Origin of the sequence: Ruminococcus sp. B05 (assembly GCF_003628495.1) — a bacterium.
GTDB classification, from domain to species: Bacteria; Bacillota; Clostridia; order Lachnospirales; family Lachnospiraceae; genus Schaedlerella; species Schaedlerella hominis.
The window spans coordinates 344,596-361,093 of the sequence record NZ_RBZR01000001.1 but is presented as its reverse complement, the minus strand read 5'-3'; the positions used below and the strand labels follow the sequence as shown (position 1 = coordinate 361,093).

The window sequence follows — 16,498 nt, the reverse complement described above, 5'->3', positions numbered from 1 at the left end:
CGAATAGAACAGGAATTTGATTTGAGTATCTTTTTTACAATCTACGCAACAGAAAGTACTTTATAATCTTTATCTTCTACTGCTTTTGTTAAAATTTCATCTGAAACATCTGCGGATAAAGTAACAATTGCAGTTCCCGATTCATGACTTACCTCAGCCATCTCAACCCCATCCAGTGCCTCTAATGCTTTCTTTACAGCTGCTTCGCAGTGTCCGCACATCATTCCTTCGATTTTCATTGTTTTCTTCATTTCTTTTTTCTCCTTTATTATTTTATTTTTTTGTTTCTTTTTTTTATCTTTTCTTGCATCGTAAATATTTACAAAATTTAGTCGCAACGCATTTGTTACCACACAAAAGCTTGATAAGCTCATAGCGGCTGCACCAAACATCGGATTTAATTTCCACCCAAAAACAGGATACCATAAACCTGCCGCTAATGGAATTCCAATTATATTATAAATGAATGCCCAAAATAGATTTTCATGAATATTTTGAAGTGTCGCCTTACTCATTCGAATTGCAGCAGGTACGTCTGTCAGCTTACTCTTCATCAATACCACATCCGCTGCATCAATAGCAATATCTGTTCCTGCACCAATTGCAATACCAACATCTGCTCGTGTCAATGCCGGTGCGTCATTAATTCCATCTCCTACCATAGCGACTTTTCCGTGTTGTTTTAATTTGCGGATGACTGCTTCTTTTTCATTTGGAAATACATCTGCTATAACACGGTTGACTCCTGCCTGTTTTCCGATTGCCTTTGCTGTTCGCTCATTATCACCGGTCAACATAACAACTTCGATCCCCATATTCTGCAATTCTTTTACTGCTTGAGGACTGTCTTCTTTTATAACATCTGCAACAGCTATCATGCCAATAAATTGGTTGTCAGTACAGAAAAATAAAGGTGTTTTTCCTTCTTCTGCAAATGTCTGTGCCTGTCGTTTTATGTCTGTAGAAATAATTGCATGAGAATTAATAAATTTTTCATTTCCGCCTGATACGAGTTTGCCGTTTAATCTTGCTGTTAATCCATTACCTGGAACAGCTTCGAAATCTTCTACATTTTGAATCGGAATATTATATTCTTTGCTTGCTGATAATATTGCATTTGCAAGGGGGTGTTCGCTCTTAGCTTCCAGTGCAGCTGCCTTTTCTAATAATTCGGTTTCTGATATGCCATCAGCAGTGATGATATCAGTTACGTGTGGTTCTCCACATGTAATGGTTCCCGTTTTATCCAACGCAATTATGTTAATTTTCCCAGTTTCTTCCAAAGAAACCGCCGTTTTAAACATGATTCCATTTTTTGCTCCGATTCCATTTCCTACCATAATAGCAACCGGAGTCGCAAGGCCAAGAGCACAAGGACAACTAATTACAAGAACAGATATTCCTCTTGCCAAAGCAAAGCCGATATCTTGTCCGGCAAATAGCCAGATTATTGTGGTTATAATAGCAATGCTAATTACCATTGGAACAAAAATCCCAGATACTTTATCGGCAATCTTAGCAATTGGAGCTTTTGTGGCTGCCGCATCACTAACCATCTGAATAATCTGAGAGAGTGTGGTATCTTCACCGACTCTTGTTGCTTCACAGGTAATAAAACCTGATTGATTTAATGTTGCTGCGGATATTGCATCTCCTTTTTCTTTGTCTACAGGGATGCTTTCTCCTGTTAAAGTTGATTCATTCACAGCACTGCTTCCACTGATTATTATACCATCCACAGGGATGTTTTCTCCTGGACGAACAACAAATATATCGCCTTTTTTTACCTGATCAATGGATACTTCCTGTTCTGCACCATCAACTAAAATAACTGCCTTTTGAGGAGCAAGTTTCATAAGGCTTTTTAATGCATCTGTTGTTTTTCCTTTAGAATGTGCTTCTAGCATCTTTCCTACAGTAATTAATGTTAAAATCATGGCTGCAGACTCAAAATAAAATTCATGCATCCATGACATTACTTCATCCATATCCATACGTATTTGTGCATTTGTCATTGCAAATAATGCAAATGTACTATACACAAAAGATGCACCGGATCCCAATGCGACAAGTGTATCCATATTTGGTGCTCTGTGAAGTAATCCTTTAAAACCACTGATAAAGAATTTTTGATTGATTACCATAATTGCAATAGTAAGTAATAATTGAATCAGTCCCATTGCAATGTGATTTTTACTAAGCCATCTAGGAATTGGCCAGTTCCACATCATGTGCCCCATAGAAAGGTACATGAGCGGAATCAAAAAACAAAGGGATATAATAAGACGTTGCCGTAGCTTTGGTGTATCTCTGTCTTTTAAAATGTCGTCTGCATCATCAACAGTATGTTTCCCTTTTTCACTACCTTTTTTTGATGCTCCATATCCCGCGTTTTCTACTGCTGAAACTATCATTTCAGCGGAAGCTGTACCTTCTACACCCATTGAATTTGTAAGTAAACTTACTGAACAATTGGTAACACCCGGAACCGCAGACACTGCTTTCTCTACTCGGGAACTGCAGGCAGCACAACTCATTCCTGTAATATTATATTGTTCCATATTTTCTCACCTCGTTTGTTGCAAATCCATTGTTCAATTATTTCATTAATTTCTGGAATGTATTTACCAGTTCGTCTATCGTTTCATCTTTACCTGCACGTATATCATCTGCTACACAAGTACGAATATGATTCGAGAGTAGAACTTTGTTGAAACTATTAAGTGCTGCATTTGCCGCTGATACCTGGATTAATATATCTGGACAATATGCATCTTCTTCTACCATTCTTTTAATTCCACGAATTTGCCCCTCTATTCGACTTAGTCGATTAATTAAATCTTTATACTCTTTTTCTGTACGTTTTTTTTTCTTATGACAACAACATTCATTTTTTTCATCCATATATATCATCTCCTTTACATCTCTACCAAGATTATATACCCCCACATGGTATATTGCAAGTCCTAAAAATATTTTTGATTGAAATATAAAAAAACATAGATTATAACTTTATCGAAATAATCCATGCTTTTTATAATAATTGGTAAATAAAATTAAAGTTCAATATCTTTTATATATGGATTTGTTATGTCAAAGAAACGTTCTTCTTCAACAGCTTCAGCCATTTTTGTGTCAATTGGCATCTTTCCTAACACTGGTACACCATATGATTCTGCAATCTCATCTATATGACTTTCTCCAAATATTTTGATTTCCTTACCACAATCCGGACATTTAACATAACTATAATTTTCTACAATACCTAATACTGGTATGTTCATTTGTTTTGCCATACCATAAGCTTTCTTTACGATCATCTGAACTAAGTCCTGTGGAGATGTTACGATTACGATTCCGTCAACTGGGAATGACTGAAATACAGTCAATGGAACATCACCTGTTCCAGGTGGCATGTCTACAAATAAATAATCAATATCATCCCATATTACATCAGTCCAAAATTGTTTTACAACGCCTGCAATAATTGGTCCCCTCCAAATAACAGGAGCTTCTTCATCATCTAACAAAAGATTAACAGACATAATCCGGGTTCCGTCTTTTGCAAGTGCCGGGAAGATTCCCTCTTCGCTTCCTTTAGCCTGTCCATGAATACCATACATTTTTGGAATGGATGGTCCTGTAATATCTGCATCTAAGATACCGACATTATAGCCTTTTTCTCTCATCATACGTGCAAGCGAAGCTGTTACAAAAGATTTTCCAACCCCACCTTTTCCACTAACAACACCGATTACACGCTTCACACTTGAATATGGATTTGCCGGTTCTCTCATATCGGTTTTTTTACTGCTGCACCCGTCTGCATGTGCACAAGTAGCACATGACTCTTCTGAACATCCCTGAGTCTTTGTCTCTTCTGACATATCATATACCTACACTTTCTTAAAAATATATATGGCATAAAGCCATTGTATCTTAATCTTCAAATATTTGACGTATACTGTCATAATGAAGAAAGATTCCTTGTTTTGCATATTGTTTTACTTCATCAATTGTTGCAATTGAAAATTCTGACACTTCTTTATCTTGAACTTTTACATCTTTATCGTCAAAATCTAAAATAAATTTATAAATGTCTACGAAATAATTATTTTTCTCTTCTGGGTTGATGCGCTTATAAGAAAAAGTGTAACCACCATCTGCGCTGGAAACATCAATTCCGGTTTCTTCCTTAATTTCTCTTATTATAGCATCCTTGGAATCCTCTCCTGCGTTCGCCCCGCCGCCTGGAACCTCCCACCATCCTGCGGCCCATTCTTTATCCATACGACGACGAGTGATCAGATATCTTCCATCCGGTCTTTGCAATACTCCAAGTACGGTTAAATGAAATTCATCCGGCTTCATGTTCCAGTCATTTCTTTTCATTGTCCGACCTGTTTTTTCTTTCTTTTCATTATAAATATCCCAAAATTCCATGCTTGATCTCCTCTCGTCTGTTGGTTTATAATCTGTTTTATTATATCACAATGAGCATAAAAAAACCACTGATAGCACTAAATCTAACAATGGTTTTATCATTGAAATCATTTTATAATGACTGAATCGCCAAAATTGTTACCCGATAGTCTTCATCTAATTTTTTTAACATCTCGGCCGTAACATTCTGTTTTCCGTCACGAAGAGATTCTGTCACAGCAATACTTGATTCGCTTAAATATCCGAGACCTAAATTCTGACATACGCCCTTTAAGGTATGTGCAGCACGGAAAGCTTCCGAATAATTCTGGTTATTCAAATTTTCATGCAACTGCTCGTAACTTTTATCATCTAAAAATTTGACTAAAAATCTTCGTATTAGGTTTTCACTCTGCAATCTTCTTAACACATCCTGATAATCACCGCCACATGATGTGTAACATTCTTCCAATGTCATTATATGTCTCCTCTATCCTTCTAATCCCTCTTTAATTTTGTCCATGAATTTTTTCTTGCCTTTGCCTTTATTCTTTTCTGTGGCATCAGTATCTGATGACTCCTGTTTTAAAGTATTACCGGCAAGCATATCGAATCTTCGCAAAGCTTCTTTTGCTTCAGCACTAAGTTTTTCAGGAGTCTGAATCACTAATGTTACATAATGATCGCCTCGTACCTGAGCATTTCGTAAAGAAGGAACTCCTTTTCCTTTTAAACGAACCTTAGTATCTGTTTTAGTTCCAGGTTTTACTGTATAAATAACATCACCATCTACAGTAGGAACGCGAATATCTGCCCCTAAAGCAGCCTGAGCAAATGAAATAGGTACTGTTGAGAAAATATGCATATCCTGTCTCTGGAATATAGGGTGACGAGATACATTTACTTCTACAAGTAAATCTCCTCTAGGACCGCCATTTACACCTGGCTCTCCTTTTTCACGAATCCGGACACTCTGACCATTGTCGATACCAGCAGGAATCGTAACTCGGATTTTCTTCTTGCTTGATGTATATCCTGTTCCGAAACATGAAGTACATTTTTCTTTAATAATTTTACCTGTTCCATTACAATTTGGACATGTCTGCACATTCTGTACAGTTCCGAAAAATGATTGTGACGAATAGACAACCTGCCCTTTACCGCCACATTTTGGACATGTTTCCGGGGATGTACCAGGTTTTGCACCGGTTCCGTTACATGTAGTACAAGGGTCTTTTAAAACTAATTCTAATTCTTTTTCACAGCCGGAAATTGCTTCCTCAAAAGTAATTCGAATGCTCTTGCGGATATTTGCGCCTTTCATTGGACTGTTTGAGGCACGGCCACCTCTTCTGCTACCACCGAAAATATCACCAAAAATGTCTCCGAAAATATCTCCAAAATCAGCTCCATTAAAATCAAAGCCACCGAATCCACCGCCGGCTCCACCTGCACCACCGTCAAATGCCGCATGACCAAATTGATCATATTGACGACGTTTATCTGCATCACTGAGGACGGCATACGCCTCAGAAGCTTCTTTAAATTTCTTTTCAGCTTCAGCATCTCCAGGATTCATATCTGGATGATATTTTTTTGCCAGAACACGATATGCTTTTTTGATTGCTGCATCATCTGCATCTTTGCTTACACCAAGCACTTCGTAGTAATCTCTTTTTGATTCTGCCATAATCTATACTACCTTTCATTTCTCTTACTAAGTTACATAAACGTTTACAATCTACCACAAACTACAAAAAATTGCAACGTGAAAATCTACGAAACCATTTGACCGGTTTCGTAGATAAAGTGTTACTGTTTACAAAATCTGTAAACAGTAACACATGTGTTTGTTTAAATGTATCAAACATTTTATTAAACTTCTTTATAATCTCCATCTACGACATCGTCACCCTGGAATCCTTCAGGAGCCGGACCTGCTTCAGGTGTAGGACCTGCCTGTGGACCTGCCTGACCAGCTGTCTGTTCATACATCTTTGTAAAGAGCTTCTGAGCACTTTCCATTAATTTGTCTTTTGCTGCTTTAATTTCTGCTACCTGCTCATCTGTAGTTTCTTCTGGAGTAGATTTAGCAAGCAAATCTTTCAATGCCTGACAATCAGCTTCTACAGCAGCTTTATCAGTTGCATCTAATTTATCACCGACTTCTTTAATTGCTTTTTCTGTCTGGAATACCATAGAATCAGCTTCATTTCTTGTGTCGATAGCTTCTTTACGTTTCTTATCCTGCGCTTCAAACTCAGCAGCTTCTTTTACAGCTTTATCAATATCAGCATCTGACATGTTAGATCCTGCTGTAATTGTAATATGCTGTTCTTTACCAGTTCCAAGATCTTTTGCAGATACATTAACGATACCATTTGCATCAATATCGAATGTAACTTCGATCTGTGGGATTCCACGTGGAGCCGGAGGAATTCCATCCAGTCTGAACTGTCCGAGTGATTTATTATCTCTTGCAAACTGTCTCTCACCCTGTACAACATTGATATCTACGGCTGTCTGATTATCTGCTGCTGTAGAGAAAATCTGGCTCTTCTTTGTTGGGATTGTTGTATTACGTTCAATTAATCTTGTAGCAACACCACCCATTGTTTCAATTGACAATGACAATGGAGTTACATCAAGAAGAAGGATATCTCCTGCACCTGCATCTCCTGCAAGCTTACCTCCCTGAACAGAAGCACCAAGTGCTACACATTCATCTGGGTTCAGAGACTTACTTGGCTCTTTGCCTGTCAGACGTTTTACTTCTTCTTGTACTGCCGGAATACGAGTAGATCCACCTACAAGAAGAACCTGACCTAATTCAGAAGCTGAAATTCCTGCATCTGAAAGTGCACGGCGTACTGGCTCAGCTGTTTTTTCAACTAAATCACGAGTTAATTCATCAAATTTAGCTCTTGTAAGATTCATATCAAAATGTTTTGGACCTTCTGCTGTTGCTGTGATGAAAGGAAGGTTAATATTTGTTGTTGTAGCTGAAGAAAGCTCTTTTTTTGCCTTCTCTGCCGCTTCTCTTAATCTCTGAAGTGCCATCTTGTCTGTAGATAAGTCTACGCCTTCTTTTGCTTTAAAATCAGCAAGCATATAGTCTGAGATCTTCTGGTCGAAGTCATCTCCACCAAGTCTGTTATTTCCAGCTGTAGATAATACTTCGATAACTCCATCACCAATCTCGATGACAGATACATCAAATGTTCCACCACCTAAATCGTATACCATAATTTTCTGCTCTTTTTCGTTATCAAGACCATAAGCAAGTGCTGCAGCTGTAGGCTCGTTAATAATACGTTTAACATCAAGTCCTGCAATTTTACCGGCATCTTTTGTAGCCTGACGCTGAGCATCGTTAAAGTAAGCTGGTACTGTAATAACAGCCTCTGTTACTTTCTCACCAAGATATCCTTCTGCATCTGCTTTCAGTTTCTGAAGAATCATTGCAGAAATCTCCTGTGGAGAATACTTTTTGTCATCAATTGTTACTTTGTAATCTGTACCCATCTCTCGTTTGATTGAAGAGATTGTTTTGTCTGCATTTGTTACAGCCTGACGTTTTGCCGGTTCACCAACAAGACGTTCTCCTGTTTTTGTGAATGCAACAACAGAAGGTGTTGTTCTTGCTCCCTCTGTATTTGCGATAACAGTTGGCTGACCACCTTCCATTACGGCAACACAACTGTTTGTTGTACCTAAGTCAATACCAATAATTTTTCCCATGATATTTGTCCTCCTAATTTATCATTCTAAATTTACTGATTTACTACTTCTAATTTGCTACTTTTACCATGCTGTGTCTTACAACACTATCACGGTATGTGTAACCCTTCTGGAATTCTTCTACGACAATATTTTCGCCGACCTCCTCATCTTCTACGTGCATAACTGCATTGTGAAAATCAGGATTGAATTCCTGACCAACAGCCTCGATTGGTTTCACGCCTGCTTCACCGAGAGTTGTCATTAACTGTTTGTAAATTTTATCCATCCCTTCCATGAAAGGATGTGATTTTTCTTCCTCTGACACAGCTGCCAGTCCGCGTTCAAAATTGTCCACGACTGGAAGAATTTTATCTATGATATCTTTCGCTCCTATTTCGTACATCTGTTTTTTCTCTTTATCTGTACGTTTGCGGAAGTTATCAAACTCAGCCATTTGACGAGTGAGACGATCTGTTAATTCTTCAATCTTTTCGTCTTTCTTGTCTTTCTTGTTCTTTTTACCAAATAATTTTTTCTCAGATTTTTCTGTCTCTTCTAATGCTTCATCTTCTGAAATTTCTTCTTCGGATCCATCAGCTTCAACAGCTTCTTCTGTTACCTCTTCAGATTCTTCTTCAACAGTTTGTGCGGCTTTTGCTTTTGCCTCTTCTACTGCTTCTTTTACCATATCTTCCTGACTCATTTTTCCCTCCACCAATTTTATTCTATATCCTGTTCGCTTAAATCTCTACGATTTAAAGTATCCAGTTCACTCTTTAATGTCTGCAATGTTTTCATTACATGTTCATAATCCATACGTTTCGGGCCAATAATACCGATTGTTCCACGCATTCCTTCGCCCAGCTCATAAGTAGCTGTTACAACACTGCAATCTTTCATTGTCTTGACTGGAGTTTCATCGCCAATATAAACTTGTATTCCTGTATTCTTTTCATTTGAAAGAGTTTCTGTAACCAGTTCTGCAAGTTGTTGCTTTTCCTCAAAGGCACTTATTATTTCCTGTGCACTCTGCTTATCACTTAATTCCGGATACTTAAAAATATTTGTCGCACCACATGTATAAATTTCCATATCATCTTCTACATGAATAATATCTGCAACAGCATCAAGCACATCACTGATTACTTTACTATGAATACCGGCCTGCTCTTTTAATCTGGCAATCAATCCAAGATTAATTTCCTCAATAGACATGCCATTGAGTGATGTGTTCAGAAGCATATTCAGCTTTAGCATCGTTTCATTGCCTAACTCTTCATCAACTTCGATAATCTTGTTTTTAATTACATTCCCCGTCATTACAATAACTGCAACAATCTGTTCTGGATCCACCTGTGATAATTGAATAAATTTCAATGTGTTCTTATGGTTGATCGGAGCAGAAATCATGGTTGCATAATTTGTATTATTCGCAAGCACTCTCGCTGCTTGTTTTAATACTTTATCAACCTTATCAGATTTTTCTAATACAACATTTTTCAAATCTGATAATTCTTGTTCCTTATCGGCCATCAACATATCTACATATAACCGATATCCTTTATCCGAAGGAATTCTTCCGGCAGAAGTATGTGGCTGGAAAATATATCCCATATCCTCTAAATCCGCCATCTCATTTCGAATTGTTGCTGAACTTAAATTCAAGTCGGTTGATTTCGAAAGAGTTCTTGAACCTACCGGTTCTCCGGTCTCAAGATAATTCTGGATAATTGCTTTAAGTATAATATGTTGTCTATCTGTTAATTCTATATCCATCTTCTTAAAACCTCCTCTTTCTTTGCTATTAGCACTCCACTTATTTGAGTGCTAACACCTTACAAGTAATAAGATATCACCTTGATTTCCGTTTGTCAACACTGTTTATCATTTTTTTATAGAAATAAAAATTTATTGTATATTTCTATAAAAAAGAAAAAACTCTGATATAAACAATCAAAGTTTTCCTGTTTTTATTAGTATTGATTTTAAAGTAAAAATTCAGATAGTACATAATTGCTGATATCCATTCCTCTGTGAGTAAGGAGCAGATTATCTTCTTTACTTATTATTAATTTATCTTCTTCCAATCTTTTTATTATACTTCCATAAACCTCTTCAATTTCCTTACCAAAAAACTTGTGAAACTTATTTTTTGAAATGCCAGCTGTTTTTCTTAATCCCAAATACATAAATTCTTCCATTTGATTTTCTAAGGTTAAGTATTCGCGTTCTATTTCAATCGCTTGTTTTTGATTAATGTTTTGAATATATTTATCTCGATTCATAACATGATTGAAACGGATTTGTTCTTGTATTTCGGAAGTATTTTTATTTTGAACGGAAATTAGAGATGCTGCACCGGCACCAAGTCCAAGATAATCCACTCTGTCCCAGTATCCAAGATTATGCGTACATTCTTTTCCGGGATATGCATAATTGGATATCTCGTAGCGGTGCATTCCACAACTTTCTAACATTTGAATGGTCATCTCACCCATTGTATATTCATCATCTTCGGAAGGAAGTTTCCAGTCACCCGCATCAAAAAGACCTTTATAATACCACTCATAGAACTTGGTTTCTTCTTCTAATATCAAGCTATATGCAGAAATGTGTTCAGGGTTAAGTGCCGAAATTTTTTTCAGTGTATTTTCCCAGCTTTTTAAAGTTTGTCCAGGAAGTGCTGACATAAGATCAATATTTCTATTCTTAAATCCTACTTGATCAACAGCTTCCCATGTATTTAGAAAATCTTTGTAAGTATGAATTCTTCCCAACATTTTCAATTCTTTATTTTCTGTTGATTGCAATCCGATACTTACACGGTTGATACCTGCCAGTTTATAGCTTCTTAATTTTTCAATGTTTATAGTTCCTGGATTCATCTCCATTGTAATTTCTGCAATAGGATCGATTGTAAAAACCTGATTTAGATTTTCAAAAATCAGGTTCATCTGTTCAGCTGTCAAAAGAGACGGTGTTCCTCCCCCGAGGAAAACCGTCTTTACTATATATTCTTTTGCAAAGTCTTTATAACGATTAATCTCTTTACATAAAGCCTGTACATAAGTATTTAATTCTTCTTTTGTTCCACTTGCGGAAAAGAAATCGCAATAATTACACTTTCTTACACAAAATGGTATATGGATGTATAATTCTAATTCTCTCTTCATATTAATCTTCATCTAATTTCAATACACTCATAAATGCTTTTTGCGGGATGTCTACATTTCCAACTTGACGCATTCTCTTCTTACCTTCTTTTTGTTTTTCAAGAAGTTTTTTCTTACGTGAAATATCACCACCATAACATTTAGCAAGAACATCTTTTCGCATTGCTTTAACTGTTTCTCTGGCAATTACTTTTCCACCGATTGCTGCCTGAATCGGAATCTCAAACATTTGTCTTGGAATTTCCTGCTTTAATTTCTCACACATTTTGCGTCCACGTTCATATGCATTAGAACTGTGGATAATAAATGAAAGTGCATCCACTTCTTCTTTATTAATAAGAATATCCAATTTGACAAGTTCTGAACGCTCATATTCTAACATCTCATAATCAAAAGATGCATAGCCTCTGGAACGAGATTTTAATGCATCAAAGAAATCATAAATAATCTCATTAAGTGGAAGGTGATAAGTTAATACAGCTCTTTTTTCTTCTATATATTCCATTCCCTGATATACACCGCGGCGTTCCTGACATAAATCCATGATTGCACCTATAAATTCAGAAGTTACCATTATTTCAGCTTTTACAATTGGTTCTTCCATATAGTCGATTTCAGACGGATCCGGCAGGTTCGTCGGATTTGTGAGTTCTATTAAATCACCATTTGTCTTATGTACTTTATAGATTACACTCGGTGCTGTTGTTACCAAATCCAGATTGTACTCTCTTTCTAAACGCTCCTGGATAATTTCCAGATGAAGTAATCCCAAGAAACCACAACGGAATCCAAAACCTAACGCAATAGATGTTTCTGGTTCAAATTGTAGTGCTGCATCATTTAACTGTAGTTTCTCCAATGCATCTCTCAAATCAGGATATTTCGCTCCATCAGAAGGATAAAGCCCACAATATACCATCGGATTTACTTTCTTATATCCCGGCAAAGGTTCTGCACATGGATTTTGTGCATTTGTAATAGTATCTCCAACACGAGTATCTTTAACATTTTTCAAGCTGGCTGTAATATATCCAACCATTCCTGCTTCCAGTTCATCACAAGGGATGAACTGCCCTGCACCAAAATACCCAACTTCAACTACATCGGCCACAGCTCCTGTAGCCATCATCTTAATCGGAGTACCTTTTCGCACACTACCTTCTTTGATTCGACAAAATACAATAACTCCACGATAAGAATCATATACAGAATCAAAGATCAAGGCCTGTAAAGGTGCCTTGGCATCGCCTACCGGAGCTGGTATTTTCTCAACAATTGCTTCTAAAACATCCTCTATATTAAGGCCTGTCTTTGCTGAGATCAAAGGTGCATCTTCAGCTTCAATTCCAATTACATCTTCTATTTCTTCTTTTACTCTCTCCGGCTCTGCACTCGGAAGATCAATTTTATTAATAACCGGCACAACATCAAGATCATGATCCAGTGCGAGATATACATTTGCCAATGTCTGTGCTTCTACTCCCTGTGCTGCATCTACAACCAAAATGGCACCATCGCAAGCTGCCAGACTTCGGGACACTTCATAGTTAAAATCTACATGCCCCGGTGTATCAATCAAATTGAAGATATATTCTTCACCATCCTTTGCCTTGTATACTGTTCGGACGGTCTGTGCCTTGATTGTAATACCGCGTTCACGCTCTAAATCCATATTATCCAAAACCTGTGCCTGCATCTCGCGATCTGTTAAAAGACCTGTTTTTTCAATAATACGATCTGCCAACGTAGATTTCCCATGATCTATATGTGCAATAATGCAAAAATTTCGAATTTTACTTTGTTCTATTCCTGACACTTTTCTTCCTCCAAATTTTATTTATTTTGTAAAATATGATGTCGCAGTTATATTCTTTTATTAATACAATTATTTTGATGAATATTTTATTATGAACAACTCCACCGCCAGATTATCCGTTAACAATCCTGTTTTTACACGTTGTTCGATATCTGCACTGTATTCCATAACCATTCTCAGTTCAGAGGTCTTAAAATATTTTGCCTGCTCCATGTATTTCCCAACTGCAAATGGATGTAATCCTGTTTTTGCTGCAATTTCCTTTTTGCTATATCCTTTATTTGCCAAATGTTTTACCTGAAACAACATGCGATATTGTCTGGTCATCAGAAAAAGGATTCGCATAGGCGGTTCTTTTAATGCAAGCAATTCATAGTATAAATCTAAGGCTTTTTTTTGTTGTTTTTCAGCGACCGCATTAACCATATCAAAAATGTGATTAGCAATTTGTGTAACACAGATTGCATCGACATCTTCTTTTGCAATGTCTGTTTTCTCCATAGTATAACTGAATAATTTTTCCAGTTCCTTTGTGATATTTTCCATATCTGTTCCGACTTTATTTAAAAAATAAAGTATCGTCTGTTCCGTAACCTGTTTGTTTTCGTTTCGAATCTTTCCTGCAACCCAACGTTTCAACGTACTTTCATCTTGAAATGGGAGTTCGACAACGCGTCCTTTTGATTTTACCGCCTTAAACAGTTTACTTCTTTTATCTATCTCATCTTCGACAAAGATATAGTATGTGGTGTCTGGCATTTCTTTTATATAATCTGCCAGATCTGCACCTGCACTTTTAAAAAAGCCGGTATTGTCAAATACGATTAATCTTCTTTCGGCAAAAAAAGGTAGTGTTTCAGATAAATCAATCACGGATTTAACATCCACTCCTTTTCCTTCAAAATGTGCAAAATTCATCGTATCGCCTTCTGGAAGCAATGCTTTTGTAAGACGATCCCGGTATTGTTTTTTTAAATACGCTTCTTCCCCGTATAAGAGATAAATTTGTTTAAATTGTCCTGTTTTTAAATCTTCATTTAAGCTTTTCATAACTTCTATATTATATCGGAAATACCTGCTTTTTGCAAAACATTTATTCTCAAGTTTTTTCCATTTGTTTTTATATGTATTGCCCCTTGATGTTGTGTATTATAGATAGTACATTTTTGCTTATTTAATCGTTCAAGAGTTTCTTGATGTGGATGCCCATATCGATTATTTACTCCTGCTGAAATTAACACAACCAAAGGAGAAGTTATTTCCAGAAATTTTTTAGGTGTAGAATTTCTCGAACCATGATGTGCAACTTTTAATATATCATACTTCCTTAAGCTTCCGCTCTCGATTAATTGCGTTTCCCCTTCTCCTTCCAAATCTCCAGTAAACAGCATATCGAAGTCATCAAATTTTAAATCTAAAACCATCGATGCTGCATTCCCATTTTCACCACTATAATTTTTTACCGGTCCAATACATGTTAATGTGAATGGTATATCTTTTTTATATTCTACGAATTGATGCCCCGCTGACATTATGATTACTTTGGTGCGGTTTTCTTCTGCCGTCGCGGATAAATCTTTTAGTTTGTCATCCCATACTTCCTTTACAGGCAATACCAGCGCTTTTATTTTTATATTTAATTTCTGGCTTTCTAACATTTCTTTAACTCCGTTTATATGATCTTCATCACCGTGAGATATGAAAATATAATCTAAACATCCAACACCTTTTGATTCCAAAAAAGGAATCAGACGATAAAGACCTACTTGTGATACATCTGTGCTGCCTCCATCTACAAGACAGTTAGTCCCGTTTGGGGTGCGGATAAAAATGCCATCCCCTTGTCCGACATCCAATATCGTAATTTCCAAATTTCCTTTTTTACGGTAGGACACACAAACAATTCCACATAATGCAATTATACAAACTACACTTCTTATAGCAAAATATCTGCTTTTCAAACAAATTCTTTGGCTTTCTTTTTTTTCTGTTTCTATAAGATCTTTTCTGCTTTTGGATTTATATTTCTGCTTTTCGGACTGAATATCCCAATATTTCCATATAAAATAACTTATCAATAATACTGTATAATATGCCAGCATTATCCATATTGAGGGTTTTCCTGTCACAATCCTGCCAAACGGAACATCTATCATAAACATACACAATTTTTCATATCCCCATAAAATAGCCTTACACAGTTGTAAAATCAAGTTACCAATTGGATAAAAAATAAATAAAAGTAATATGCCTACAATCCCAACTCCAATTAAAATCGACATACAAGGAATTACAATTATATTTGTTAGCACTGACCATGTAGGGATTTCAAAATAGTAATACATTGTCATTGGAAGAAGCATTACTTGAATAGCAATTCCAGGACAGAATATTTTAGGTATGAATGAAGTTTGTTCAAGAAGCGGATTTATTAATATCATCGCTAAAACTGCACCAAATGAAAATAAAAATCCTGCATCAAACAAATATAACGGCTGCCATAAAACAATTACTACAGTGGCAATTGACAGAGAAGTTAATAAATCGTAATCTCTTCCTAAAATTTCTGCTCCCATTCGTACAATGTACATAATGATAGCTCGAAGACTAGATACTCCGATTCCAATCATCATCGTATATAAAAGCAAAAAGAGTATTCCGATTATTCCCGAAGCCGAAAAACTGAGTCCTAATCTTCTTAACACTTGATACATCCCGATTCCTATAAAAGACATATGCAAACCGGATATTGCAAGAATGTGTCCAATTCCCCCTTTTTGATATAATTGTTTTATAGTTTGATCTAAATCTTTTTTATCCCCAAGTAATATTGCCGCCATACTGTTTCCGGCATCTTTCCCAAGACTATGCAACAACATATTTTTTATAGATTCTCTGATTTCAAACAGTTTCTCTTTCAAATGGTCAGTTTTTTGATTATTTATGTGGATTTTGGTAGACCAGATTTGTGCAGGGATGTGTTGCTTTTGATAATAGAATTTTTGATTAAAATTTCCGGGATTCCGGTTTCCTTGAAAAAAATATATTTTCCCAACTACCTGAATAATATTTCCAACCATAATTGAATCGGAATCTTTTACATTTACAAGAACTCTTTCGCGTTTTATTTTTACCCAGGTGCTTTTTCGATATACCTGTATATCTTTTAGATAATAAACAGAATAAGAAGTACGTTTGTCTATGTCATATACTTTCCCTTCAATTATTACATTTTCATTTTCCAGATAATTTTGTTCTAAATAGGATGGTTTCAAATCTCTGGATATTTGAAACCATCCTACCAAAACAAGTTGAATTAAAAGAATAGCTATCGCTAAAAGACAGCAGGGTCTTTTGAACATTT

Annotated in this window: 13 protein-coding genes; all 13 read right to left on the bottom strand. The window is 36.2% G+C overall.

Annotated elements, in window-relative coordinates:
* Positions 1-41: 41 nt before the first annotated feature.
* Positions 42-2,561, bottom strand: coding sequence for a heavy metal translocating P-type ATPase (locus D8Q48_RS01435; protein WP_117989081.1), 2,520 nt, complete (start codon positions 2,559-2,561; stop codon positions 42-44).
* Between the two features lie 37 nt (positions 2,562-2,598).
* Entirely contained in the window at positions 2,599-2,904 is a 306-nt protein-coding gene (locus D8Q48_RS01430) for a metal-sensing transcriptional repressor (RefSeq protein WP_117989082.1), read from the bottom strand.
* Positions 2,905-3,056: 152 nt separating this feature from the next.
* The gene (locus D8Q48_RS01425) at positions 3,057-3,887 is read right to left on the bottom strand and encodes an Mrp/NBP35 family ATP-binding protein (protein ID WP_117989083.1); all 831 of its coding nucleotides are present in this window, start codon (positions 3,885-3,887) and stop codon (positions 3,057-3,059) included.
* 52 nt (positions 3,888-3,939) lie between these two features.
* Positions 3,940-4,443: an NUDIX hydrolase gene (locus tag D8Q48_RS01420; protein ID WP_117989084.1), complete on the bottom strand. Its 504-nt coding sequence runs from the start codon at positions 4,441-4,443 to the stop codon at positions 3,940-3,942.
* A 112-nt stretch (positions 4,444-4,555) separates the two neighbouring features.
* On the bottom strand, positions 4,556-4,900 hold the full coding sequence (locus D8Q48_RS01415; RefSeq protein WP_117989085.1) for an Hpt domain-containing protein: 345 nt from the start codon (positions 4,898-4,900) through the stop codon (positions 4,556-4,558).
* A 12-nt stretch (positions 4,901-4,912) separates the two neighbouring features.
* Complete coding sequence (dnaJ, locus tag D8Q48_RS01410) at positions 4,913-6,112, bottom strand: molecular chaperone DnaJ (RefSeq protein ID WP_117989086.1); 1,200 nt, start codon at positions 6,110-6,112, stop codon at positions 4,913-4,915.
* Positions 6,113-6,297: 185 nt separating this feature from the next.
* Positions 6,298-8,163, bottom strand: coding sequence for a molecular chaperone DnaK (gene dnaK, locus D8Q48_RS01405; RefSeq protein WP_117989087.1), 1,866 nt, complete (start codon positions 8,161-8,163; stop codon positions 6,298-6,300).
* A 49-nt stretch (positions 8,164-8,212) separates the two neighbouring features.
* Positions 8,213-8,848 carry a nucleotide exchange factor GrpE gene (grpE, locus tag D8Q48_RS01400; protein WP_117989088.1) on the bottom strand — a complete coding sequence of 212 codons (636 nt, stop codon included), beginning with the start codon at positions 8,846-8,848 and terminating at the stop codon, positions 8,213-8,215.
* A 17-nt stretch (positions 8,849-8,865) separates the two neighbouring features.
* Entirely contained in the window at positions 8,866-9,921 is a 1,056-nt protein-coding gene (hrcA, locus tag D8Q48_RS01395; protein WP_117989089.1) for a heat-inducible transcriptional repressor HrcA, read from the bottom strand.
* A gap of 209 nt (positions 9,922-10,130) precedes the next feature.
* Positions 10,131-11,318, bottom strand: coding sequence for a radical SAM family heme chaperone HemW (gene hemW / locus D8Q48_RS01390; RefSeq protein WP_121055364.1), 1,188 nt, complete (start codon positions 11,316-11,318; stop codon positions 10,131-10,133).
* Position 11,319: 1 nt separating this feature from the next.
* Positions 11,320-13,134, bottom strand: a complete 1,815-nt coding sequence (gene lepA / locus D8Q48_RS01385; protein WP_121055152.1) for a translation elongation factor 4 — start codon at positions 13,132-13,134, stop codon at positions 11,320-11,322.
* 69 nt (positions 13,135-13,203) lie between these two features.
* Positions 13,204-14,184 carry a DNA polymerase III subunit delta gene (holA, locus tag D8Q48_RS01380; RefSeq protein ID WP_121055150.1) on the bottom strand — a complete coding sequence of 327 codons (981 nt, stop codon included), beginning with the start codon at positions 14,182-14,184 and terminating at the stop codon, positions 13,204-13,206.
* Between the two features lie 5 nt (positions 14,185-14,189).
* A complete protein-coding gene (locus D8Q48_RS01375) occupies positions 14,190-16,496 on the bottom strand; it encodes a DNA internalization-related competence protein ComEC/Rec2 (protein WP_121055148.1) in 2,307 nt (768 codons plus the stop codon).
* Positions 16,497-16,498 lie beyond the last annotated feature (2 nt).

Bases quoted from the DNA above. Each gene is read 5' to 3' on its own strand.
- D8Q48_RS01435 (WP_117989081.1), bottom strand. From the start codon at position 2,561: ATGGAACAATATAATATTACAGGAATGAGTTGTGCTGCCTGCAGTTCC.
- D8Q48_RS01430 (WP_117989082.1), bottom strand. From the start codon at position 2,904: ATGGATGAAAAAAATGAATGTTGTTGTCATAAGAAAAAAAAACGTACA.
- D8Q48_RS01425 (WP_117989083.1), bottom strand. From the start codon at position 3,887: ATGTCAGAAGAGACAAAGACTCAGGGATGTTCAGAAGAGTCATGTGCT.
- D8Q48_RS01420 (WP_117989084.1), bottom strand. From the start codon at position 4,443: ATGGAATTTTGGGATATTTATAATGAAAAGAAAGAAAAAACAGGTCGG.
- D8Q48_RS01415 (WP_117989085.1), bottom strand. From the start codon at position 4,900: ATGACATTGGAAGAATGTTACACATCATGTGGCGGTGATTATCAGGAT.
- dnaJ (WP_117989086.1), bottom strand. From the start codon at position 6,112: ATGGCAGAATCAAAAAGAGATTACTACGAAGTGCTTGGTGTAAGCAAA.
- dnaK (WP_117989087.1), bottom strand. From the start codon at position 8,163: ATGGGAAAAATTATTGGTATTGACTTAGGTACAACAAACAGTTGTGTT.
- grpE (WP_117989088.1), bottom strand. From the start codon at position 8,848: ATGAGTCAGGAAGATATGGTAAAAGAAGCAGTAGAAGAGGCAAAAGCA.
- hrcA (WP_117989089.1), bottom strand. From the start codon at position 9,921: ATGGATATAGAATTAACAGATAGACAACATATTATACTTAAAGCAATT.
- hemW (WP_121055364.1), bottom strand. From the start codon at position 11,318: ATGAAGAGAGAATTAGAATTATACATCCATATACCATTTTGTGTAAGA.
- holA (WP_121055150.1), bottom strand. From the start codon at position 14,184: ATGAAAAGCTTAAATGAAGATTTAAAAACAGGACAATTTAAACAAATT.
- D8Q48_RS01375 (WP_121055148.1), bottom strand. From the start codon at position 16,496: ATGTTCAAAAGACCCTGCTGTCTTTTAGCGATAGCTATTCTTTTAATT.